The organism is Flavobacterium noncentrifugens, assembly GCF_900100375.1.
GTDB classification, from domain to species: domain Bacteria; phylum Bacteroidota; class Bacteroidia; order Flavobacteriales; family Flavobacteriaceae; genus Flavobacterium; species Flavobacterium noncentrifugens.
The window spans coordinates 182,605-205,734 of sequence record NZ_FNEZ01000003.1; the positions used below are offsets into that span (position 1 = coordinate 182,605).

Below are 23,130 nucleotides of genomic sequence, written 5' to 3' on the forward strand. Positions count from 1 at the left end.
CATCCTGAAGCGTTGGTGGTAACATGGGTATACGTTCCGCCCGTTGTGTAAGTCGTTCCATTGTCAGCCCAGGTATAACTGTCACAGGCGGTTTCTGAGGTAGTCGTTGTTGTACTATGGTTGATCGTTAAATGCAACTCATTATTGGTAGCCGAATCGATATAGGTTCCGCTAGTGATGTACGTAGTTCCCGTATCTGCCCAGGTATAGCTGTCACATGCGGTCTCCGTTACGCTCGTATTTCCCGGACAGGTAATGAATGTCGGCACCTGTAATCGCACCGTAAGCCCATCACCCAATTGTGAGAAATTATTATAGCCCCAAGCCCAGAATGAACCATCATTTTTTATCGCTCCGGCGAATAATGAACTGGTACCTACTGAAATGGTTTGCCAGTCATTTTGAGTACCAATTTGGGTAGGAACCAATACATCCTCATTGCTTGCGCCTAAGCCTAATTGATAGTATGTACCTTGTCCCCAAGACCATATCGTACCGTCGGTTTTCCTGCCAATGCTGAAGAAAAACCCTGCTTTGGCGCTTTGCCAGTTGGTTTCCGTTCCCACTTGTGCAGGTATTAGATTTCCACTAGCGGTACCGTTGCCTAATTGTCCCCGACCGTTCGTTCCCCATGCCCAAAGCGTTCCATCTGTTTTTACGGCTAAGGTATGGCTTACACCACGGCTTACGCTCTTCCAATTGGTGTCTGTTCCAAGCTGAACAGGTGAATATTTATCGGCGGTCGTACCGTTACCAACCTGACTGCCTTCTCCCCAACCCCACAGTGTACCGTCGGTTTTTACGGCGATGGTGACATTGTTGCCGGCGGAAACGCTTTGCCAGCCCGTTCCGATCAATCGGGGAGTGTGTCTGTTGCTAGTGCTACCATCACCCAATTGGCCATGATCGTTGAGTCCCCAGGCATATAGGCTTCCATCATTCGTAATGGCCACCGTATGATCATATCCCGCAGCGACACTAGACCAGATATTGTTTGAGGATACTTGTGTTGGGATGGTTTTGTTAGTGGTATTACTAAGCCCTAATTGGCCGCTGGCATTATAGCCCCACGTCCAGAGCGACCCATCTGCTTTAATCGCAGCTGTATGGAACTGCCCGCCTTCTATGCTTTGCCAGTTTGAGGCAGTACCGACCTGAGTTTTTACTGCGGTGTTGACAACATTGCCGATTCCCAATTGGCCGTAGTTGTTTCTACCCCATGCCCAAAGCGTTCCGTCTGCTTTAATCATGAAAGTGCAGGATGATCCTGCACCGGCGTTTTGAACACATTGTGCTGAAAACTGCAGGCTTATAGACAGTAATAAAATTGTAATTATTCTTTTCATATTTGTTATTGTGGTTTAATATAGTTTATGGTTTACATTAATGTTTGGAAATTAACAACAGTTGCCTGATAAGTGCTTTGTGATTTATAAATTTTCGATGGCAAAAATATAAAGCATTTTGCGGGTTCCAAAGAAGCTGAAAGAAAATTGTCGATAAGTTTACTATTTCACATTTTCATTGAACATCTTCTAAACATGTACGCGCCTTTGGCATATTCACCTACTTCGACTAATGGGCATCATAACTAATAAAAAAAATCAGGTTTCATGGAGTACTGGTTTTAAGTGAATAGTGTTTCCCGCTCAGTTAACATCAATGAATCGCAATTCCGTGTAGCGTTTTTAAGACGACCGTAACATTAGAACTGACAATTACAGATGCAAATCACAAAATCACACCACTACGGTACAATAATAATTAAAAGGCATGAAAAAATTTGGGCCAATGAACTAACGCGGCTCATAAGCGGATTACCGTAAATTATTTCAGGATAATCGAGATATGTCTAAAAAACCTGTGTTTCGACATAGCCGAGGTATATTTGCTTCCCTGATTGAGTTGGTTATTTCAGGCCTCCCGTATTTGTCAATTCCCTTTTTCAATACTTCAAGCAACATTTAGTTTCCATGCTATTATTGAGCCACAGCTTTTACGCAATCAGTAGTTCCTTTTGAACTTAAAAATTATGAGATATGATTTAAAGCATTCCAAAATGGGTGAGCCATTTGTTTGGCAACACCATGCGGCCCAACGCACAAGTTTTAGAAGTGCATGACATCAGTCCGCAAATTAAAAAAATCCGTTTCCGGGGCGACCTGTCAAAATGGGATTTCCAAACAGGCTATGCAAGCGTAATACGCGTGAGCGAATGTTCCAAATTTTGATCACTTTTGTTTTGCTGTCAATTATATTCGCTACATACAGACACCAACTAAAAAATTACCGTTTGCATTTGGTTATTATCTAAATAATTCTGAATCGAATACACCATATTTTCTAACCAATGGCTTTGTAAAAGTCTATGCTTCAAAAAATGACAAAGAATATAATCCTGTAAATGTCCTCAACCAAAATAATGAAACCCATTTATATGATTTTGGAGGAAGAATATCAAAATTATCAATTATTGAGGAACCATTTGAAATTCCAACTTTTGATATTAATGATTACAATCACATTTTAAATATCATTCCCGCGCTTAAAGAGAACAAACTCTGGTGGAAAATCTGGCAAACGACGATCGGCTAATCGCTGTTTCGCAAAGAATGTTTATATTAGTCAGAGAAATCCAGCTCGCTTGCGTCGAATTCGACTACTCGCAAAAAGTTGGTGGAAGATGGCGAAAAATGAGTGAAGAATTCAAATCTAAATTTTATAAAATGAGAACGTTCAGCATTGAAGAAATTGACAGGATTATAGAAATGGCTTGGGAAGATCGAACACCATTTGATATTATAAAATTACAGTTTAACCTATCTCAAGGTGATGTTGAAAAGCTAATGAGAAAAGAATTGAAACATTCAAGTTTTAAAAGATGGCGAAAAAGGGTTTCTTCGGGTGTCGGAGTCAAACATTTGTGCAAGGCAAATGAAAATATGTTGCGATTTAAATGTACCAGACAACGAATGATCAGCAACAATAAAATATCAAAGAGATAGCGGTTCAAAAAGAAATGAAGAAAGCGAATCTTCCATATAAAATCTGTCCAATATGCAAATTTAGATTCTCATCGCGTAAAATGTGGGCGAAGAACTGGGATGAAGTCAAGTACTGTAGCGAAAAATGTCGAAGCAATAAAAGTAAAGTTAAGGAAATATAAAATCACCTTTTCAACCAGCCACAGCTGCTAACCCGGAACTGTGCTCAGAAACAAACGTTTTAACTCATTTTTTATCATTGGCAGAATGCTTCTATAACCCGCATCATAGATGGTTTCTTGCTTTGCCTTTGTTTGTATTTAAGTTAACAGAAAGCCAAAATAATGATCGTTAAAAAGAAAATATTCGTTTATTCAATCGCTTCAATAGTATTCATTTTACTGATACTTTCTTGCATTTTACTTTTAATAAAAAACAAAAATTTTGAACAGCAGAATTCCTTCAATTTAGGTTTACCTTCAAAAAATTTCTATCAAGACAATTATAATTGTTCCCTTGACAAAATTCTAAGTTTCAGGAATTTTAAATCTTACGAATTAACTAACACTATTAAGCACGATGAATTCATATTTACGCAACTTCGATCAAATATTAGAAACATCGTTCGTAATAAAGATTCAAAAAATGGAATCCACGTGAAATTCAATACTAAAACTCAGTATGGCGATGTGGTTCGAATATTAGATATTTGTGAAATTGAAAAAGTTCCGACGTACATCCTAAATGAATATGATGTTTGGATCATGGCTGGTTCAAATAAAGAACTTATTAAAAATTGCCCGCAAAAAAAATCAAAAAATTAATAACCGCCTGCCAGCAAATGCGTTTTGTTTTCAGTTGCCTGAAGATACTGTTTATCCGTAAAAGAAAATTCAGCTCGCTTAGTTGCGAATTCGCAGACAAAACGTTGGCTGTATACTGCCAATAAACGGATGCATTCAGGAACTTCCCTTATAAGATAAGTTTAATGAATCACCCATTTTAAAACTTCGGTTTTGCAGATGAAATCACTTAGTTTGCATATTAATTTTGCTGCAAAAGAAATAAACCAAGACTTTTGAATCAATTTATTATAAAATCTACTCATGAGAAAGTCGGTAATTTTAGTTATTCATATTGGATTTTGGATTTCTTATCTTTTATTGCTGTTTATTATTGTTAAAGCGGCAACTCAAGGGTTTTCTTCGGATTTCAATTTTGTGTATATCATTAAATTAGGAATTCCATTTGTCATATTTCCCTCTTTCAGTGTATTTTACATATCTTATTTTTTTTTATTCCCAAAGTATATTCAAACAAGAAAAATAGCGCTTTCCTTTTTTTTCGGTTCGCTTATTTCAGTCGGCTCCGCAATTGTCGCAAGTTTGCTGATCAATTTATTATTTGGAACAAAAATGATGTTTAAAGGCGGCTACAGCAGTTATATTGAAGAAACTGTTTCAATAGCTCTTATTGGTTTTGCTGCCGGTATTATGAGCATCATAATTAAAGGTTTCATAACCTGGTATGATGAAATAAAAGTAAAAGAAGAACTGAACTTCAAAAACCATCAAATTGAGCTGGCCTTGGTAAAATCGCAATTGGATCCTCATTTTTTATTCAATACCATCAACAACATTGATGTGTTGATCCTTAAATCTCCTGAACTTGCTTCCGAATATTTAAATAAATTATCAGACATTCTCAGATTCATGTTGTTTGAAACCAAAACCGAAAAAATAGCTTTATCCAAAGAGATTGCATATATCGAAAAATACATTGCGTTACAAAAAATAAGAACTTCGAATGCCCATTTTGTGAATTTTACAGTAAATGGAGCAACCTCCAATCAAAAAATACCGTCGATGCTGATCATTCCATTTATTGAAAACGCGTTCAAACATGTAAGCAATAAAAAAACAGAAAACGCCATTATAATTTCATTGTTGGTTGAAGGCAAAACAATTGTTTTTGAATGTGAAAACAAGTATAACGAAAATGGCAAACCGACACTGGAAAGCAATGGTTTAGGGAATGAATTGATCGCAAAAAGAATTGAACTTTTATATCCAAAAAAACATACTTTAGCCATAACAAATCAAAAAAACACTTACAAAGTAAAACTCGTTTTATCTAATGATTAAATTTTCCTGCATTATCATTGAAGACGAACCTTTAGCTCTCGAAAGAACGAAGGGATTTGTTTTGAAAACACCTTTTTTAAATCTGCTGGAAACTTTTGACAACGCACTTGACGGATTGGCTTTTTTAAAAACTAACAAGTTAGACATCCTTTTTTTAGACATCAATATGGATGAACTGTCAGGTATCGAATTGCTTGAAAGTACGAAATTGGATTGCCAGGTAATCATTACCACCGCTTATTCTGAATATGCTATAAAGGGTTATGAACTTAATATTGCCGATTATTTATTAAAACCGTTTTCATTCGAACGTTTTTTACAGGCGGTCAATAAAATCCAAAGCCATAAAACGGCTCGTTCCAATGAATCAGATTCCAATCTTATTTTTATAAAAACGGAAAACCGATTGGAAAAAATCAATATCGATGAGATCTTGTTTATTGAAGGAATGAGAGACTACAGACGAATCCATACGATCAATAAAAGAATTATGACGCTCCAAAACTTCGCTGAACTGGAACTGCTTCTTCCTGCAAAGCTGGTCTGCAGGGTTCATAAATCATTCATGGTTTCCATCAGCAAAATCGATGAAATTGAAAGAAGCAGGATTAAAATTTTAAAACATATTATTCCCATTTCCGAAACCTACAGGAATCATTTCTTTTCACAAATTAATTTATAACGCATAAACTTATACCGCAATCTTTCATTTTGCAGACATAAAAGCGGCGTTTGCATAATTTAATTTCACAGCAAATTGCTTCACCCGACATTTGTTTCATTATCAACTTAAAACGATCAAAATGAAACAAATTGTAGTATTTTTTCTGGTGTTGCTTCTTTCTTCCCCGGCTAAAAGCCAAAATATTAAAAATGGTATTGAAGGTTTATTTTCAGATTGGAAAAAGAACAACAATCCTGGCGGTGTTGTGATGGTATCACACCAGAATCAAATTATTTTTTCAGAAGCTTATGGTTTGGCCAATATTCCGTACAACATCCCTAATGATAAAGAAACGGTTTTTGGTATTGGCTCGATGTCAAAACAATTTACAGCGATGGGAATTGTGCTGTTGCAGCTCGACGGAAAACTTTCGGTTGATGATGACATTCAAAAATACCTACCCGAAATGCACCATTTTGGCAAACCAATTACCATTCGTCATTTGCTGCATCATACCAGCGGTTTAAGAAGTTCACCTGAATTATTTGGACTTGCCGGATGGCGGGATGGTGACGCAATCACGAATGAGGATGCTTACCGGTATTTAACCAAACAAACGCATTTAAATTTTGATCCGGGTTCTGAATATATGTACACCAATTCAGGATACATTTTACTTGCAAAAATTATCGAAAACATTACCAAACAAGATTTTAAAAGCTGGATGAAAGAAAAAATATTCCAACCGCTTCACATGAATGCTACTTTTATTGAAGAAGATTATTCGAAAATAATGACCAAAATCGCATCTTCTTATACTGAAATTGAGCCCGCTGTTTTTATAACTGTAGAAGACTTTGATTTAACGTATGGCGCTTCCAACGTTTATTCCACTTGCAGCGATATTTTAAAATGGTCTGAAAATTTCAGTCGGCCATCTAAAGAATGGCAACAAGCTTTTACAACGCTTCAAACTTTAGACGTATTAAATTCCGGAAAAAAAAACAATTATGGTTTTGGCGTATTTGTGGATGATTTTATCGGAAATCACAGGGTGCAACATTCAGGTGCTATTGCTGGTTTTCGATCGATCATGTATGCTTATCCAAATGACGATCTTGAAATTGTGATACTTTCAAATTTTACAACCAATCAATTGTTTAAAATGGCAGACCAGATAAGCCAGCTTTTTTTACAAAACAAATCAGAAACAGTCTCAACAAATACCGCGTCAATCAATCCAATTAAAACCGACGCGAATAGTTTAAAAAAATACGAGGGAATGTATTGGAACGACATTGATAATTATTCCCGTAAAATTTATTTTGAAAATGACACCTTATGGTATTCAAGAAGCAATAATAAAAAATCACCACTAATTCCCATAGCTGTAAACGAATTTCAAATGGGAGGAATAAACGAAAAATTGGTGCTGAAGTTTGAAAAAAACACCAATAAACTAAATTTGATTTCAGCTGACAATTCCGTCACAACATTTGAAAAATTTGAAGACAAAGCGCCTACCATGGAAGAGCTAAAAACCTATACAGGAAATTTTTACAGTAAAGAACTGGAAACTTCTTATAAAATATTTTTAAAGAACGGAAAATTATATGGTTATCACAGTCGTTTTGGTGAATTTGAAATTCAGGTGCTAAAAAAAGACGTGCTAAGTTGGTCAGGACAAGCAATCTCAAAATATAAAAGAAACAAAAAAGGAGCTATTATTGGGTTGAATGTTACAATGAACAGAATTCGAAATTTATGGTTTGATAAAAAATAAGTACTCAGAGACAGCGCAACTAAGCAAATGCTAGTTTTTGGTAAGTTGAACATTTACTTTCACGAAGAAAGTCTGATGTCACCGCCGACCGCAACCATAAACCGGACAATTAAAAATCGAATGATACGTTAGACAAATTATGGCAACCAAACTAAAACAAATGCAATTTGTGAGACTTATTTTATTGACGATTGTAACTTTTGCTGTAATACAAGACAGTATTGCGTGCAGTGGATACAAAATTACAAAAGGGAACAGCACATTTTTCGGAAGCAATCATGATGCCTGGTTTACAACACCTCACATTTGGTTTGAAACCGCAAATCTTAACCAATACGGGGCAGCATTTACAGGAGCAAGATTTGATGGAGAAAACGGATACGCACCGCAATCAGGAATGAATGAAATGGGCCTCGCATTTGAAAGACTTAGTTCATACCATCCAAAACAGGAAAGCTTTGCAAACAGAAAAACCATATCCAACCCGACCAAATATTTGAAAGACATTTTACACGCTTGCAAAACAGTAGAAGAAGTTCGGGAATATATTGGCAAATACGACCACAGCTATTTTATCGAAGATGTTTTTATTTACGTGGACAAATCCGGTAAATATTTAATCGTAGAGCCGTACAAGTTGACGATCGGTAAGGAACCAACCTACGTGATATCAAACTTTTGTCCTTCCATAACTCCAGAAAAAAATGCCAATAAACTTGACCGATACAGAAACGGAGTTGCATTTTTAAAGAACGGCATTGACACTACCTTAGCATTTTGCACGGCCTTGTCGGATGTGATGCACGTTTGCAGAAAAAAAATTGGAGATGGAACTTTACTTTCTTCTATATGGGACTTAAACAATGGGACGGTGAATTTGTATTTTTACCACGACTTTAAGAGAACCGTTCAATTTAACCTAAGCGAAGAATTAAAAAAAGGAGACCACATCATTGCGGTAGCAACACTATTCCCGAAAAACCCTGAATTTGAAAAATTACGCAATTACAAAACCCCAAAAGACAGCATTTTAATCGGCGTATTTATGGTTGCTTCCGCTGGTTTTTTTCTACTGACTTCAATATTCTTTCTAATTCAATATTTAAAAAGAAGGGCGCGTAAATATTCTCATGTTCAGCTATTGCTGTTTCCAATGGGTCTGATTATGTTCTATTACATGTATGTGTTAAGCGGCCCTGCTAACGTTTTCTACTTTCCAGCACCCTATAAAGACCCGACAAATGTTTTTATAAGTTTGACGTCATACATTCCATTTCTGCTGCTACTGCTCATACTGCCTTTTTGTATGGTTAATTACAGACTGATAAAAGAGAAAAGCTGGAGTTTGCCTGCCAAGTGGCTATTTACCTTTAACAATCTTATTTACATGATTCTAATCGGACTATTTTTGTATTGGAGATTTTATGACGTTTTCAACTAATAGGCAGAATGGAAAGAAAAACGGCTAAGCGAATCAGCTGATTTTCTGTAAATTGAAAAAGTTTTCCATAACTTCGTTTTCGTTCAGCAGAGAATATGCTGCTCCTATTTTCTCCAAATTCGCTTAATCGCAAACGCTGGCGGCAATGGCAAAAAATGAGAACAATTCAAATCTAAATTTTATAAAATGAGAACGTTCAGCATTGAAGAAATTGACAGGATCATAGAAATGGCTTGGGAAGATCGTACGCCATTTGATGTCATAAAGTTACAATTTAATCTATCTCAAGGTGAAGTTGAAAAGCTAATGAGAAAAGAATTGAAACATTCAAGTTTTAAAAGATGGCGAAAAAGGGTTTCCTCGGGTGTCGGAGTAAAACATTTGTGCAAGGCAAACGAAACTATGCTACGATTTAAATGCACCAGACAAAGAATGATCAGTAACAATAAAATATCAAAGAGATAGCGGTTCAAAACAAATGAAGAAAGCGAACCTTCCATTTAAAATCTGTCCAATATGTAAATTTAGATTCTCATGGCGCAAAAAGTGGGCGAAGAACTGGGATGAAGTCAAGTACTGTAGCGAAAAGTGTAGAAGCAATAAAAATAAGGAAATATAAAATCTGCTTTTCAACCGTCCAACATGCGCTAACCCGGAACTGTGCTGGGAAACAAACGTTTTAACTCGTATTTTATCATTGGCAGAACGCTAGATAAACTGCATCATATTTAAATGCGGATGCAATTGCAAAAGCTTGTTTCAAAATTTATTACACACTGTTATTAAAGATGGCTTCTTGCTTAGCTTTGTTTGTTTTAGATTGTATTGTATTTATAACGACAGCAAATATTTAATTTAAGGTGAGTTGCAAATGTATTTAAGTTGTGCGTCAGTTATGATTTTAAACAAATCAAAATGGGAAAAATGAATTGAAAATTGAAAACAAAAAAAATAAAACTAAACACACAACTCAAGTGGGTTTTTGAAATTGTAAACAGCATCGCAAGCCTGAACCATTGGAAGAATTTCCCGGTTGAATGCCAAACAGAATCCATTTCGTTGACCATTAAAAAAGTAGCAGAAAAAATATCGACATAGGAATCGAACTGTATAAAAACTAAAAAAAACGAAAAAAAACGACTATAATTTCTCCAATGAAGGCGAACTTAATTCGCTTGGTTATGACTTTCTGAGAGCGGAAAAAACAGCTGCTGCATTGAAGATTTTCGATCTGAATGTCGCCAAATTTCCAAATTCAGCCAATGTGTATGACAGTCGTGGTGAAGCTTATTTTAATAAAAGAGTACCTTTTATCGAGGAAGGATTATCAAAAAGTTTTGACATTTGACCAAACAAATCAAAACGCCAAAGACATGCTTTTGAAAATTGAAGCTGTTTTAAAGGATGGGCCGCATCGATGCGTCTATAGCCGTTTTGCCTATTTCAGGACAGTAAAAACAAAATGACGAAACTGACAATAACAGAACTTAGCGAATGGCCGGTTTGGTAAATCTGAAACAAGTTTAATGAAGTACAACGCACCCGATTTCAGGAAAAATTCGTAAATTCAACATTTCAATTTTAGATAGCAACACTATGAAAAAGTTAGTACTACTCCTGATTTTAGTCATTGGATTTTCAGTAAACGCGCAGACATCGAACGAGCTCATTGGAAAATGGCAATTGGTAAAATGGGTACAAAATGGAAAAGAAAAAGACATTATCTCTTATTTCAAAACCGATCAGGTATTTCAGGTATTCATGGAAAATGGGGAATTTAACAGCCTCAATGGAGCAGAAACCCACAAAGGAAAATGGAAACTTTCAAAAGACAATTCTGAATTGACCATTACATCGACTATTATTCCGGTAAAATTCCGGATTGATTATTTTGATGCTTCAAAGCGCGTCATGACTTACGAACAGCTGGGCACATTCGAATATAAAAAAGTGGAGTAATTCCAGATTTCTATGATTTGTAAAAATTGCAATCAGGTTTTCGAAGGGAATTTCTGCAACAATTGCGGCCAATCGGCAGATACGCACAGGCTCAATGTGCATTTCATCTGGCATGACATCCAGCACGGATTATTTCATTTTGACAAAGGGATTTATTATTCTGTAAAGGAATTGTATTTGCGACCGGGACATTCCATAAGGGAATTCATAGAAGGAAAAAGGATCAACCATTTTAGTCCAATTTCCCTGGTGATCGTTCTTGCAACCGTATATGGCTTGTTATACCATTCTTTTGAAATCAACCTCTTTACTACCGCGAAGGAAATGCCAAAATTGAATTCGGACATCAATAACTATTGGATGGCAAAGCATTTTTCGTGGCTCACATTGGCAACAATTCCCCTTTATACGCTTGGAACATATGCCTGTTTCAGAAATCAGGGATACAATTACATTGAATATTTTATCCTGAATACTTTCAAGGCTTCCCAGAGGCTGATCCTGCATATCGTTAGTTTTCCCATTCTTTACCATTTTAATGGAACGCCAGCAATCAAAACCTTTATTACAGTGCTTTATGCTATGGATATTGCTTTAATCTACTGGACAAATTTTCAATTTTTTGATCGGATAAGTACCATTAAAGTGCTACTGCTTTCTGCCCTAAGCCATTTGATCTTTTTAGCAGCCCTGGTTTTTGTGCTAGCGATAATCGTTTTATTTGGCGGCTATTGAAGGGAATTACAAGAGATTAGCAATCACAATTAAATGTTTATCAAATATTAAAAACTCATTTCATGTATTAACACATAGGTTTCTGGCAATTTTGATTCTTTTTCTTACGCACCCCTTTTTAAAAAGTGTATATTTATCCGATCGTTATACCTTTTGGAATTGACCTGATGAAACTTAAATATTTATTATTCCTTTTTCTTTGTTTCTACCCTAATCTTCCTGCCATTGGTCAGGCTGACAATTCTCAAAAACTGACATTAGACGCGCAAATTGCTGCGAATAATGATTTATTCATGACGAAGCCTGATCAAGCTTTCCTTATGATCGATGTGCTGATGAAAAAGGCAGTACTCGCAGGAAATAAAGACGCAGAACTCTCTCTGCTATCTAAAAAAACCTGGTATTTTATCAGAAAAACCAATTTAAAACAAGCGCTTAAGGCAGCACAGGAACTTGATGGCAAAGCCATTCAATATGAAAATTATTATTGGCAATCTGCAGCACACTCCCATTTGCTTGAAATTTGTTCCTTCAACGGCTTGCAGGAGCAGGCGATCATGGAATTTGACAAAAGTATGGCGCTTCTTGAAAAATCAAACCAACCGGAGGATAAAATCAATTATTCCAAAGCCATCAACTACATTAAGATTGCGAACTTATATGAAACGCAGGGCGATTTTGGAAAGGCTAAAAAAATGCTCCTGAAAGTTGATGAACACATTGGCAAAATAACGGATCGTGAGAAAATCAGAAAAATAAGGTTTGTTAATTTTACCAATCTGGGCGCTGTTAATTTCGAATTGGGTTTACAAGATTCGGCTGAGTATTTCATCCAGAAATCAATCCACCTGAGCGATGGGGCAAATGATGAAGAAAGCCTGAATCAATTTCGGAATTTATTAATCCTGGGACAAGTTTACAATGCGAAGAAAGATGGACTGAAAGCGTTGCATTTTCTTAAGAAAGCGGAAGTGATCGAACCTAAATTAGCCACAAATCTTCAGGAAAAAAATATGCTCTACCAGGAATTGGTGGAATCTTATAAAGCATTGGACAGCAGTGAACAGGTAAACATCTATACATACAAAGCCAAAGACACCGAAATCGCATACGAAAAAAACAAAAGCAGTTCCCTTAAAAAAATTATCAATGATGATTTGCTCAAGGAAAGGAATTACTCTCTTTACATCGTGACCGGTTTTTCTGTTTTGTTGCTTCTCAGCCTGTATTTTATATACAGATTGCACAAAAAGAACAAACTGTTGGTACAGCAGGAAACACTAAGTGAAAAATACCTGCAGGACAACAAGCAAACCATAGATCAGGAAACGCTTTCAAAACTAATCAATTTGCTTAAACAGCATGATGCGGCTTTTATGACTGTTTTTCATGGCGTATTTCCGGATTTTGTAAATAAGATTCAGGCGATCCAACCCAATGTAGTTCAGACTGAAGTAGAATTTTGTGCGTATATGAAACTGAACCTGACCACCAAGGAAATTTCAAAAATCCTGAGTATCGAACCCAAATCGGTACAGGCAAAAAAATACCGGATCCGCAAAAAACTCAATATCCCGAATGAAGTCGACATCTACATGTGGTTTAACCAAATATAGAAATACTACACTGAACTTATTCTGAACTACAGCTTGCATACACGGCCATTTTGAGTGTTTAATTCCAGCCCAAAATTTTATTTAACCGAAAAATAACTTCCGGCTCAAATGCTGTTAGTCAAGGTATTATATGTTGTTTAACATGCTATAGTAGATTTGTAGTAGGTCTTTTTTAGGTTTTTTTTCAAAACTCCAATATGTTTGTTTCAGCCATTAAAAATCCTCGGACGGTAAAACTTCCCAGGTTAATGAGGGCGAAAATTGGGCTTGCTCCTATAAATTTAAAACCAATTTTTAAGAGCCTACGGATAAAAAACACTAACTATTAATAATATCATGCAATGAAAAAACATTTACTTTATTTATTACTTCTTGGAGCGGGATTGGCAAATGCACAGGTCGCACCCCGAATTGAGTGGTCAAAAACCCTTGGCAGTTCAGAAGGTGATGAAGGTTTTGGTATCGCCAATACGCCTGACGGCGGATACATCGCAATCGGAAATACGTATAAGGTCGACGGTGATGTAACGGCGAACAACGGAATTTACGACTATTGGGTCGCAAAATTAAACCACGCCGGAGCCATTGAATGGACTAAAAATTATGGCGGAACCAATTCAGACGAGGCCAGAAAAATAGTTCCTACCCCAGACGGCGGTTACATCCTTGGCGGCATGACAGATTCCAACAATATGGATGTATCGGGAACCCATGGCGATTGGTGGTTTGAAGATGTTTGGTATGGCGATTACCAAAATGATTACTGGATCGTCAAAATTGACAGCGTCGGAACGATCCAATGGCAGAAAACTCTGGGTGGGAATTACAGAGAGTTGCTGACTGACATCAAGCTCACTTCTACCGGCGGCTATATCATTTCCGGAACCAGCAACTCCAGTAGCGGTGATGTCACAGACAGCCACCAGGCAGACGGCGGCATTGACAGTGATGCCTGGGTCGTAAATTTAGACGCTGCCGGAAATATCCTGTGGCAAAGGGCTTATGGAGGTTATGATGGTTCGTCTAGCTTTTCAAGCATCGAGCAAACTTCAGATGGCGGTTATGTAGCTGCGGGTTCTACTTCTGCTGTAGGCGGAGACGCACCACCGCTCAAAGGGATTGCAGATTTATGGGTTGTCAAAACGGGTGCAACGGGTGATATCGTATGGTCTAAAACTTTTGGCGGAAGTCGTGGTCAGGACGCACAGTCTGTTAAACAACTGCCTGGAAATGGGTATATCGTTTGTGGCGTAACCTCATCAGCTGACGGTGATGTCACAAACGGAGTAGACAATCTTAATACCAGATGGATCATAAAATTAGATGATGAAGGAAATTTAGAATGGAACAGGACTTATCCCGACATGAGAGGATTTATGGCAGCCGAAGTGACCGCTGACGGAAATTTAGTGGTAGGTTCGATGTTCCCTCAAGACAAGCACTTAATGAAAATTGATGTGGCTACAGGCGACATTATCTGGTCAAAAACCTACGGGGGCAGTCAGCGCGATATGATATTCGGAATGGCCTTAACGCCTGAGGGTGGCTTTATAACAGTGGGCGGAACGAATTCAAATGACGGCGATGTAGTCGGAAATCACGGCGATTATGATATCTGGGTCGTAAAACTAAGCCCTGATTGTTTGGTTCCGGAATTGACTATTGATACCACGCACAGGATTTGCGCACAATCATCTGTTAACCTAACGGCAGATGTTACAGCGGCAACCGTCAACTGGTACGATTCAGCCATGGCAGAAGCACCTGTTTTTACAGGAACCAATTTTGAAACGCCCGACTTGACAGCAACGACTTCTTATTGGGTCGAAGCGGTAAGCGGATTTTGTAAAACAGCCAGGACAGAAATCGTCATTACGGTCAATCCGTTGCCTGTTTTGACCATTGATGAAACGGCAGTTGCCATTTGCTCAGGAAATGAAGCTTCTTTGCATGCAACGTCACCAGGAAATGTCATTTTTTGGTATGCCAACGCAAACGATATGGAATACCTGTACCACGGCAATCTTTTTGTAACGGATGCATTGATGGCAAATACCACTTACTGGGTGCAGGCTTACAACCTTTTAACCGGATGTACTTCTGAAAGAACTGCCGTTGCAATTGCCGTTGGCGAACCTTTATCTGCCCCGACCGCAAATGCCACACAAAATCCTGGATCAGGAATGACCTTGACCAATTTAATTGTCGCACACACAGGAACTTTAACCTGGTATGCCAATGAATCCCTGACAACTGAACTCCCTGAAACGACTGTAGCGGTTAACGGAACGACTTATTATGTCACGCAATCTGCCGCAGGATGCATGAGCGCTGCCACAGCAATTTTGATAGATACCTCTTTGAGCACTGTACAAATAAGTGCAGACCACTTTGCTTATTATCCAAATCCGGTGACAACTGTATTGCATTTTAAAGGAAATGATACATTGAAATCGGTTCAGGTTTATGATTTACTCGGGAAATTGATTTTCAATCAGCAGTCAAATGCCATCCAGGAGGTGAATTTAAGTGCACTCCAACAAGGAACTTATATTTTAAAAGCGACGACTGACAAAGGAATCAACACTTTTAAAATTATAAAGGATTGATGTTTTCAGTATATCCGAAAAACATCAAAATCTAAAAATACCATTACTGATATTACTATTTTGCTCCTATCCTATTTTGGCTCAGATAGCAGCATATAATATCCATTTCCCGGCAGGATTTCATCGTGCCGGGATTTTATGGACATGCCGATGCTTTGTTTTCACAACCATACCCACACATGAGACACCTATACAAAATCATATTTTTATTCATCGCATGGCAAGCCCAAGCCCAGCTTGAAACCGCGCATTGGAAATTCGGACAATTTGCAGGCCTGAATTTTACATCCGGTGCGGCATCTGTAACTTCAGGAAGCTTGTATACGAATGAAGGTTGTGCCAGCATTTCGGACAAGTGTGGAAATTTACTTTTCTATACCGATGGGAAGATGCTTTTGTCAAAGGATAATTCCGTTATGCAAAACGGAAACGCCCTTTTAGGCGATGCTTCAAGTACGCAGTCGGCCATTATCATTCCAAAACCCGACAATCCGAATATCTACTATGTTTTTACTACTTATTCCCTAAACGGAATGCATTATTCTGTAGTGGATTTATCATTAAATGGCGGTTTAGGCGCTGTGGTAGCAGGCCAGAAAAACATTCCGCTGCCCTTGAGTGGCGTTCAGAAAGGTTCTGAAAAACTGACTGCCGTAGCTAAAGCCGACCATTCGGGTTATTGGGTGATTACGCATTATCTAAACCGCTATTATTCTTTTTCGGTAACCGCTGCAGGCGTAAATATAAGTCCTGTAGTGTCACAGGTAGGTGTAAATGTACCGGATAAAGTAAATGACAAGTTTTTTTATACGTATGCCATTGGCCAGCTTAAAGCATCTCCGGACGGAACGAAGTTAGCTGCTGCCCATTTTACTGCTATTAAAGCATCCGATTTTAGTTTGTTCCCGGTTAATTATTTTACTCCCGGCTGTGCCCTTACTTTTACTTATGGCGGTGTATTGGGTTTGTATGATTTTGACAATGCTACAGGAATTGTTAGTAATGAAACCGTTCTCAATTCGCTTTCCAGTGAAAGAAGAACCTATTACGGTGTTGAATTTTCCCCAGACAGTAAAGTGCTGTACAGCAGTTATGACGTTTATAATTTTGCAAGTGCGTGTGGTGATCTTTACGAACCTTATAAGGTCAGTGCCGCAATTGATAAATATGATTTAACGGCTGTCTCGGTTCCCGCTTCTGAAAACACGCTGTTTCAACAGGCAGATTTATCGAAATCTTTGGCAGGTTCCTTACAATTGGCACTCGATGGCAGAATTTACCACGCCATGTATAATTCCCTTTCTTATATAACGAACCCGAATGATTATGCAACCGCGGCTTTTCATCCAAGCGGCGTCAGTATTGTGGGTTGTACACTTGGTTTGCCGCCATTTATCGCCTCGCTTTTTGATCCGAAGATTTTGATCAACGGGGAATTCGACACCAACACCTTTTGTTTGGGAACTAACATGTTGCTGAGTTATGAAGGTTGCCCGGATACTATAATCGGATGGAATTTCGGAGACGGCAATACGTCGGCTGCAATAAGCCCGACACACACCTATGCCAATTCAGGAACCTACACCATTACGCTTACCATTACCACACCGGGCGGATTGACTGAAACAAAAACAAGGCAGGTAGAAATAAAAATACTGACGCCTACTTTTAATGCCATTTCCCCGATTTGTCAGGGAACATCATTACCGGCATTACCAACCATTTCTTTAGAAGGCATTACGGGAACTTGGTCGCCTGCTCCGGACAATTCACAGACCACAATTTATAATTTCACTCCTGATACAGGTCAATGTGCAACCGGTCAGACTTTGACGATTGCAGTAAACCTGCCTGTTACACCCACTTTTAACAGCGTTTCCCCTATTTGTGCGGGAGACTCATTACCAGCATTGCCAACTGTTTCGTTGGAAGGCATCACGGGAATATGGTCACCAATCCCAGACAATTCTCAAACTACAACTTATACTTTCACTCCAGATGCAGGGCAATGTGCAGTCGGCCAGACTTTGACGATTGCAGTAAATCTGCCTGTTACGCCCACTTTTAATAGTGTTTCCCCGATTTGTACGGGAGCAACATTGACAGCATTGTCAACCGTTTCTTTAGAAGGAATTACTGGAACATGGGCACCAGCCCTTGACAATTCACAGACTACAACTTATACTTTCACGCCTGCTACAGGACAATGTGCCACTACCCAAACTTTGACGATTACAGTAAATCTGCCTGTTACGCCCACTTTTAATAGCGTTCCCGCGGTTTGTGCGGGAGATCCATTACCAGCGTTGCCTGCTGTTTCTTTAGAAAGCATTACTGGAACATGGTCGCCAGCCCTGGACAATACCCAAACCACAACGTATACTTTCACTCCTGACTCAGGGCAATGCGCGACTGTCCAGACTTTGACGATTGCAGTAAATCTGCCTGTTACGCCCACTTTTAATAGCGTTTCCCCGATTTGTTCAGGAACAACATTGACAGCATTGCCAATGATTTCGTCAGAAGGGATTACAGGAACATGGGCACCAGCCCTTGACAATACTCAAACGACAACTTATTCTTTCACTCCTGATGTGGGGCAATGCGCGATTGGCCAGACTTTGACCATTACAGTAAATCCGTCGGTTGTGCCAACTTTTAATAGCGTTCCCCCGATTTGTGCGGGAGATTCTTTACCACCATTGTCTGCCATTTCTTTGGAAAGCATCACTGGAACATGGTCACCAGCTTTAGACAATTTACAAACGACAACCTATACTTTCACTCCAAATGTAGGGCAATGTGCTACAAGCCAGACTTTGACAATTGCAGTAAATCCGCTTGTTACACCTACTTTTAATAGCGTTCCCCCGATTTGTGCCGGAACATTGTTGCCAGCATTGCCAACCGTTTCTTTAAATGGCATCACCGGAATATGGTCTCCAGCCCTTGACAATACACAGACTACAATCTATACTTTCACTCCGAATGGCGGACAGTGTGCAACCGGACAAACTTTAACGATTACAGTAAATCCGTCTGTTACGCCCATTTTCAATACCGTCGCTCCGATTTGTTCCGGAGAAGCATTGCCGGCATTGCCAATCGTTTCTTTAAACGGAATTACCGGAACATGGTCGCCTGCTCCGGACAATTCACAAACCACAACTTATATTTTCACTCCGGATGCCGGACAATGTACCACTGCAGCGGTTTCGTTGCGTGTTGTGGTCAATCCACTAATGACTCCTGTTTTTGGTATTGGTACGAACTATTGTCAAAATGCAGTGCCCGATATTTTGCCTGTCATATCCAGTAACGGTATTACAGGAACATGGTTTCCGGAACGAATTGATACCTCGTCCGCCGGAACAGCGGTGTATGTGTTTTTACCCGATGCAGGACAATGCAACACTGGAAAAATTACATTGAACATTACAGTTACGGGGTCAGACCGTCCGGTTTTTAACATCACTACCTCCTATTGCCAAAACGCTGTTCCTGAAAATTTGCCCAATATTTCAGACAACGGCATCATCGGAAATTGGAGTCACGCTGCCATAGACACCTCAAATCCAGGGATGCAGACTTATGTCTTTACTCCTGATTCAGGTGTTTGCTCTGTTATATCGCATCAGTTTGAATTGACGGTTGAAGTTGCTGCCATTACAACACCGGTGTTTAACCTGATAACAGATTATTATTTTTTAGATAGTCTGCAGATACTGCCGACGGTTTCCGACAACGGTATTGCAGGAACCTGGTATCCTTCGGGTATCGCTGCGACTGCATCTGCTACAGGCACTTATATGTTTGTTCCTGATTCCGATCAATGTTCAGAAGTATTTTCTGTAGCCATAAAAGTAATCAACTATCCTAAAATTTTCACCCCAAATAACGACGGTTATCACGATTCATGGAACATTTCTGCATTGCAAAGCCAACCTACTGCAAAAATTACGATTTATGACCGCTACGGTAAAATCCTGGCATCGATAAAAGTACAAGACCAGGGTTGGGACGGAACTTATAAAGGACAGCCTATGCCATCAGATGACTATTGGTTTGTATTGACCTATATGAATAGTATGGGCGTATCAAGAGAATTTAAGGCACATTTTGCATTGAAACGATAGGATCAATTACTTCTTTCTTTTTACTTCCCGAAAAGCATATTGGGTTTACATGATGTGCATGAAGTGGTATTTGCCGCTAATGTCTGACAAGAATAAGCATTTTTAATTAAATTAATAATTTTAGATTTAATAATTTAAACAATATAGACAATCGATAAATCAAAAATGTACACCGATGCAGCCCTGGCGCTTAACTGTGGATATGGAGAATGGTGCTTTACATTACGCCTGAGGTGACAATGGAAATTTTTAGGAAATAATTTGATTTTAAATGAAATATTCTGCGGTAAATCTGAAAATTGCTGGATGTTTGTCTTGAAAACATCCAAAAAAAAACCACCCTGTCGGGTGGCGTCATTTTTAATGTTTCTTAATCCTTTGCGATGTGTTTGTGTGGTTTTAGATCAGGGTGCTTTGGCCTTGTTTCGGGATTAACCCTCCGTCTTTTATCATCGGAACCACCTTCTGTTTTTGGTTTTGGTCCGGGTTTAATTGCTTGAATCTTTTCCATATTGTTTGATTTAATAATGATTACTTTTTGTAAATTAAAGCGTACCCAATAGAATCACTTCATCATCATCCGACCGGCCTGGCTGCCATTTGGCCTTGCCTTTTATTTCTGAAGGTATTTTGTATACGAGGTTTGTTGTTTTGGATGTTAAAGGGTTGATTTGATCCAGCATAAGACCCCATCCCTCAGCCATTACGGTTTCAGATTTATCAAACTCATAGTCTTTTCCATTATAATTTATCCAAACAGAGCCGTCGATGAGCATTCTGCTTTCATTGTCTATATTTTTAAAAGTTGTATTGATAACCAGATATGTAATACCCTGTTCGGGTTTCAAATCGGTAAATTGATTTCCGGTATTAATTTGGTCTGACAGTTCGGCTTTGTTAACTGTAATTTCAAAGTAATCGGTTTTCAGTACTTGTCCTATAACAACTCCACCTGGAGCAGTTGCATCTGCAGTTGTTGCCAACTCAGCATTTTCAGGGGCACCGGCCTTTTTATTATCATTAAGGTTTGCAATTACAATAAGTGCCAATAACACGGTGACAGCGATTTTCCAGCCCTTTGCAATTGACGAATTTTTCCATAACGCGTAAAGCCCTACTGGAAAAAAAATAATGCACATAAGCACTACCAGCCATTTTTTCTCATACCAGGCCTGAGTTGTCATAAAGGAATTCGTTTCGTGGTTTTTCGATTGCACTGTTCTAACCGGCGGCGATTTAAAACTTCGCAGGGTTTCAATTTCGGCAGTTGTTTTTCCTGTGAGTTTGGCAATGGCATCGAAAATTTTTACAAGGTGCTCATTTGCTTTTGTGACTTCATGTGATTGATTGAAACTTCCAAGTTTTCGGCGGACTTCAACTACGATTTCCGTTTTGTTTTCATTCACAGCATTCAGATTGATATCTATAAAAACGCCGAGGCTTAAGAACTCAAGTGCTTCATACGTGTATTGGTTAAAAATTTCATTCGCCGAAGTAAATTTATATTTGTCGTTTATCAAATTGATATTTTTTACACTTTGCTTTACAACCTCAACCGGAAAGTCTACCTGTATTGATTTTTTTGGATTCGGAATCGCGAATAGCGCCATAGTTTTATTTGGTTAAGATTAATAAAAAATTAATAGTCAAAAATAGGTTTGTAATTTGAGGTCTTTTTACGGAAATCCGTAAAGTGATGCGATTTTATAATGATGTATAAAAATGCCACAAATAAGTGTCTGCCTTTTTGAGGGCAGTCTACAGAGTCCCTTTTTGTACTGATGTATTACTTTGGTTAAAACATCATTTTCTTCTCGGGGCACTACGCGTATGTGGCCTCACGTAAGTGCCATCTTTTCTGGTATACCCTTTTACCTGAACTGTTTTACCAGAAGGCAAATGCGATGAAGAGGCGGCAGGACCCGGGGATTTTTTCTCATATCCGGAAGAAATTGTATAATTAGGATTGACTGCCCAAAGTTTGCGGTTGTTGTATTTAACCTGCCTGTAAGTGGCACCATTGCGGCTTATAAATAGCTGGCTCTGAGCTGGAATTGTTATGTACGGCTGCCCTGATTCGCTTCTGGTATTGTAAAGGGGCGTATCATCGCTTAACGTAACGTAAAAATAATTTGTTGTACAGGATGACAGGAGTAATACGAATATTGCAAAAAGTTTTTTCAAGGCTTTTTATTTAAAATAAAGTCTTTTATGATTTTATCCGCATCAGAAGGCAGCTCTCCGCTCCTTATTTCGTATCGCTTCACTTTCATTGTTTCAAACCAATTTGTCCAATAGGCTTTTATAACATCTTCTTCATACGGATTTTTTTTATCCGGATTGATCCCCAACACCAAAATTTCCAGATGGGATAAATCATCATTGGCTTTGATAAAACCAAACTTTCCGTTGTTTAGTTTCGTACTCCAATCTGAAGTCGTCAAACCATTTTTGCGTATTAATGCCGGCGTAAGATATGACGTTTCATTGCCCTCTTGCATGAGCGAGTTTTCATAATAGATATAACCGTCGGTCAGTATTATTAAAATATTGCGATGATTTTCTTCAATGCAATGATCATTCACCTTCGTTTTAAAAAACTTCCAGGTGTCAGAACCGATATAATGGTCATCGGCTATTGCCAATTGATACAATTTTTTAGGCTCTTCCTTATATTTTCTTTCCAATTCTGCAATGCGCCCATTTGACACATTTTCTTTATCAAGTCTGATTTTCAAGTCTTTTGAAATGGCGTTGATTTCGGGTTTTAGAGGTGCCGGATCAAAAAACAATTGGATATTGTCATCTATCTGCTTTATTTTTTTTCCTCTGATGTGTGCATTAAAAGCTTCAGAAATAGAATTGATATATCCCACATCCCGAAGATAGTATTCCATAGTTGGGTTAGGATACTTTTTTGGACTGATCCTGTCTGATAAATCCAGCAATATGCTAATGTTTAAATTCCCGGAAGTATCTTTAATCTTAACGGGCTCATCTTGTGCATCGGTGTCTTTACATGAATAAAAAATCATCGAAACAATCGCAAGGACGAATAG

The 23,130-nt window shown here is 38.4% G+C and carries 19 protein-coding genes and 1 pseudogene; 14 read left to right on the forward strand and 6 right to left on the reverse strand.

Annotated elements, in window-relative coordinates; translation table 11 throughout:
• Nucleotides 1-953, reverse strand: a 953-nt coding sequence (locus BLS32_RS18475) for an RCC1 domain-containing protein (protein ID WP_394331093.1), incomplete at its 3' end; no start/stop codon positions are given.
• Between the two features lie 51 nt (nucleotides 954-1,004).
• A pseudogene (locus BLS32_RS18865) lies at nucleotides 1,005-1,346 on the reverse strand (RCC1 domain-containing protein); the annotation flags it as partial.
• Between the two features lie 1,347 nt (nucleotides 1,347-2,693).
• On the opposite strand from BLS32_RS18865, the gene BLS32_RS10390 reads away from it, so the two are divergent.
• The 14 genes from BLS32_RS10390 to BLS32_RS10460 all read left to right on the forward strand — a co-directional run bounded on the left by BLS32_RS10390 (nucleotide 2,694) and on the right by BLS32_RS10460 (nucleotide 20,071).
• Complete coding sequence (locus BLS32_RS10390) at nucleotides 2,694-3,005, forward strand: TIGR03643 family protein (protein WP_245699404.1); 312 nt, start codon at nucleotides 2,694-2,696, stop codon at nucleotides 3,003-3,005.
• A 14-nt stretch (nucleotides 3,006-3,019) separates the two neighbouring features.
• The gene (locus BLS32_RS10395) at nucleotides 3,020-3,166 is read left to right on the forward strand and encodes a DUF2256 domain-containing protein (RefSeq protein WP_091395163.1); all 147 of its coding nucleotides are present in this window, start codon (nucleotides 3,020-3,022) and stop codon (nucleotides 3,164-3,166) included.
• A gap of 1,233 nt (nucleotides 3,167-4,399) precedes the next feature.
• Complete coding sequence (locus tag BLS32_RS10405; RefSeq protein WP_217639565.1) at nucleotides 4,400-5,128, forward strand: sensor histidine kinase; 729 nt, start codon at nucleotides 4,400-4,402, stop codon at nucleotides 5,126-5,128.
• Entirely contained in the window at nucleotides 5,121-5,810 is a 690-nt protein-coding gene (locus BLS32_RS10410) for a LytR/AlgR family response regulator transcription factor (RefSeq protein WP_091395172.1), read from the forward strand. The genes BLS32_RS10405 and BLS32_RS10410 overlap by 8 nt, the downstream gene beginning before the upstream one ends.
• A gap of 121 nt (nucleotides 5,811-5,931) precedes the next feature.
• Complete coding sequence (locus tag BLS32_RS10415) at nucleotides 5,932-7,575, forward strand: serine hydrolase domain-containing protein (protein ID WP_091395174.1); 1,644 nt, start codon at nucleotides 5,932-5,934, stop codon at nucleotides 7,573-7,575.
• A 139-nt stretch (nucleotides 7,576-7,714) separates the two neighbouring features.
• A complete protein-coding gene (locus tag BLS32_RS10420; RefSeq protein ID WP_091395176.1) occupies nucleotides 7,715-9,016 on the forward strand; it encodes a C45 family peptidase in 1,302 nt (433 codons plus the stop codon).
• Nucleotides 9,017-9,202: 186 nt separating this feature from the next.
• Nucleotides 9,203-9,481 (forward strand): TIGR03643 family protein, encoded by a 279-nt coding sequence (locus BLS32_RS10425; protein ID WP_091395178.1) that lies wholly within the window; start codon nucleotides 9,203-9,205, stop codon nucleotides 9,479-9,481.
• Nucleotides 9,482-9,494: 13 nt separating this feature from the next.
• A complete protein-coding gene (locus tag BLS32_RS10430) occupies nucleotides 9,495-9,635 on the forward strand; it encodes a DUF2256 domain-containing protein (RefSeq protein WP_091395181.1) in 141 nt (46 codons plus the stop codon).
• 317 nt (nucleotides 9,636-9,952) lie between these two features.
• Entirely contained in the window at nucleotides 9,953-10,114 is a 162-nt protein-coding gene (locus BLS32_RS18480) for a hypothetical protein (protein ID WP_170227618.1), read from the forward strand.
• Between the two features lie 498 nt (nucleotides 10,115-10,612).
• Entirely contained in the window at nucleotides 10,613-10,975 is a 363-nt protein-coding gene (locus BLS32_RS10440) for a lipocalin family protein (RefSeq protein ID WP_091395187.1), read from the forward strand.
• A 12-nt stretch (nucleotides 10,976-10,987) separates the two neighbouring features.
• Complete coding sequence (locus BLS32_RS10445; protein ID WP_091395190.1) at nucleotides 10,988-11,710, forward strand: DUF3667 domain-containing protein; 723 nt, start codon at nucleotides 10,988-10,990, stop codon at nucleotides 11,708-11,710.
• A 125-nt stretch (nucleotides 11,711-11,835) separates the two neighbouring features.
• Nucleotides 11,836-13,326: a LuxR C-terminal-related transcriptional regulator gene (locus BLS32_RS10450; RefSeq protein ID WP_091395193.1), complete on the forward strand. Its 1,491-nt coding sequence runs from the start codon at nucleotides 11,836-11,838 to the stop codon at nucleotides 13,324-13,326.
• A gap of 341 nt (nucleotides 13,327-13,667) precedes the next feature.
• Nucleotides 13,668-15,935, forward strand: coding sequence for an Ig-like domain-containing protein (locus BLS32_RS10455; RefSeq protein WP_091395196.1), 2,268 nt, complete (start codon nucleotides 13,668-13,670; stop codon nucleotides 15,933-15,935).
• A gap of 179 nt (nucleotides 15,936-16,114) precedes the next feature.
• Nucleotides 16,115-20,071, forward strand: a complete 3,957-nt coding sequence (locus BLS32_RS10460) for a T9SS type B sorting domain-containing protein (RefSeq protein WP_091395199.1) — start codon at nucleotides 16,115-16,117, stop codon at nucleotides 20,069-20,071.
• A 370-nt stretch (nucleotides 20,072-20,441) separates the two neighbouring features.
• Here BLS32_RS10460 and BLS32_RS18485 read toward each other — a convergent pair whose 3' ends face one another.
• The 4 genes from BLS32_RS18485 to BLS32_RS10475 all read right to left on the reverse strand — a co-directional run bounded on the left by BLS32_RS18485 (nucleotide 20,442) and on the right by BLS32_RS10475 (nucleotide 23,106).
• On the reverse strand, nucleotides 20,442-20,582 hold the full coding sequence (locus tag BLS32_RS18485; protein WP_170227620.1) for a hypothetical protein: 141 nt from the start codon (nucleotides 20,580-20,582) through the stop codon (nucleotides 20,442-20,444).
• 34 nt (nucleotides 20,583-20,616) lie between these two features.
• Nucleotides 20,617-21,681 carry a DUF4352 domain-containing protein gene (locus tag BLS32_RS10465; RefSeq protein WP_091395202.1) on the reverse strand — a complete coding sequence of 355 codons (1,065 nt, stop codon included), beginning with the start codon at nucleotides 21,679-21,681 and terminating at the stop codon, nucleotides 20,617-20,619.
• 193 nt (nucleotides 21,682-21,874) lie between these two features.
• The gene (locus tag BLS32_RS10470) at nucleotides 21,875-22,255 is read right to left on the reverse strand and encodes a hypothetical protein (protein WP_091395207.1); all 381 of its coding nucleotides are present in this window, start codon (nucleotides 22,253-22,255) and stop codon (nucleotides 21,875-21,877) included.
• Nucleotides 22,252-23,106 (reverse strand): hypothetical protein, encoded by an 855-nt coding sequence (locus BLS32_RS10475; RefSeq protein ID WP_245699405.1) that lies wholly within the window; start codon nucleotides 23,104-23,106, stop codon nucleotides 22,252-22,254. The genes BLS32_RS10470 and BLS32_RS10475 overlap by 4 nt, the downstream gene beginning before the upstream one ends.
• Nucleotides 23,107-23,130 lie beyond the last annotated feature (24 nt).

Bases quoted from the DNA above. Each gene is read 5' to 3' on its own strand.
- BLS32_RS10425 (WP_091395178.1), top strand. From the start codon at position 9,203: ATGAGAACGTTCAGCATTGAAGAAATTGACAGGATCATAGAAATGGCT.
- BLS32_RS10460 (WP_091395199.1), top strand. From the start codon at position 16,115: ATGAGACACCTATACAAAATCATATTTTTATTCATCGCATGGCAAGCC.
- BLS32_RS10420 (WP_091395176.1), top strand. From the start codon at position 7,715: ATGGCAACCAAACTAAAACAAATGCAATTTGTGAGACTTATTTTATTG.
- BLS32_RS10410 (WP_091395172.1), top strand. From the start codon at position 5,121: ATGATTAAATTTTCCTGCATTATCATTGAAGACGAACCTTTAGCTCTC.
- BLS32_RS10465 (WP_091395202.1), bottom strand. From the start codon at position 21,681: ATGGCGCTATTCGCGATTCCGAATCCAAAAAAATCAATACAGGTAGAC.
- BLS32_RS10390 (WP_245699404.1), top strand. From the start codon at position 2,694: ATGAGTGAAGAATTCAAATCTAAATTTTATAAAATGAGAACGTTCAGC.
- BLS32_RS10395 (WP_091395163.1), top strand. From the start codon at position 3,020: ATGAAGAAAGCGAATCTTCCATATAAAATCTGTCCAATATGCAAATTT.
- BLS32_RS18485 (WP_170227620.1), bottom strand. From the start codon at position 20,582: ATGGAAAAGATTCAAGCAATTAAACCCGGACCAAAACCAAAAACAGAA.
- BLS32_RS10445 (WP_091395190.1), top strand. From the start codon at position 10,988: ATGATTTGTAAAAATTGCAATCAGGTTTTCGAAGGGAATTTCTGCAAC.
- BLS32_RS10430 (WP_091395181.1), top strand. From the start codon at position 9,495: ATGAAGAAAGCGAACCTTCCATTTAAAATCTGTCCAATATGTAAATTT.
- BLS32_RS10440 (WP_091395187.1), top strand. From the start codon at position 10,613: ATGAAAAAGTTAGTACTACTCCTGATTTTAGTCATTGGATTTTCAGTA.
- BLS32_RS10415 (WP_091395174.1), top strand. From the start codon at position 5,932: ATGAAACAAATTGTAGTATTTTTTCTGGTGTTGCTTCTTTCTTCCCCG.
- BLS32_RS10455 (WP_091395196.1), top strand. From the start codon at position 13,668: ATGAAAAAACATTTACTTTATTTATTACTTCTTGGAGCGGGATTGGCA.
- BLS32_RS10405 (WP_217639565.1), top strand. From the start codon at position 4,400: ATGATGTTTAAAGGCGGCTACAGCAGTTATATTGAAGAAACTGTTTCA.
- BLS32_RS10475 (WP_245699405.1), bottom strand. From the start codon at position 23,106: ATGATTTTTTATTCATGTAAAGACACCGATGCACAAGATGAGCCCGTT.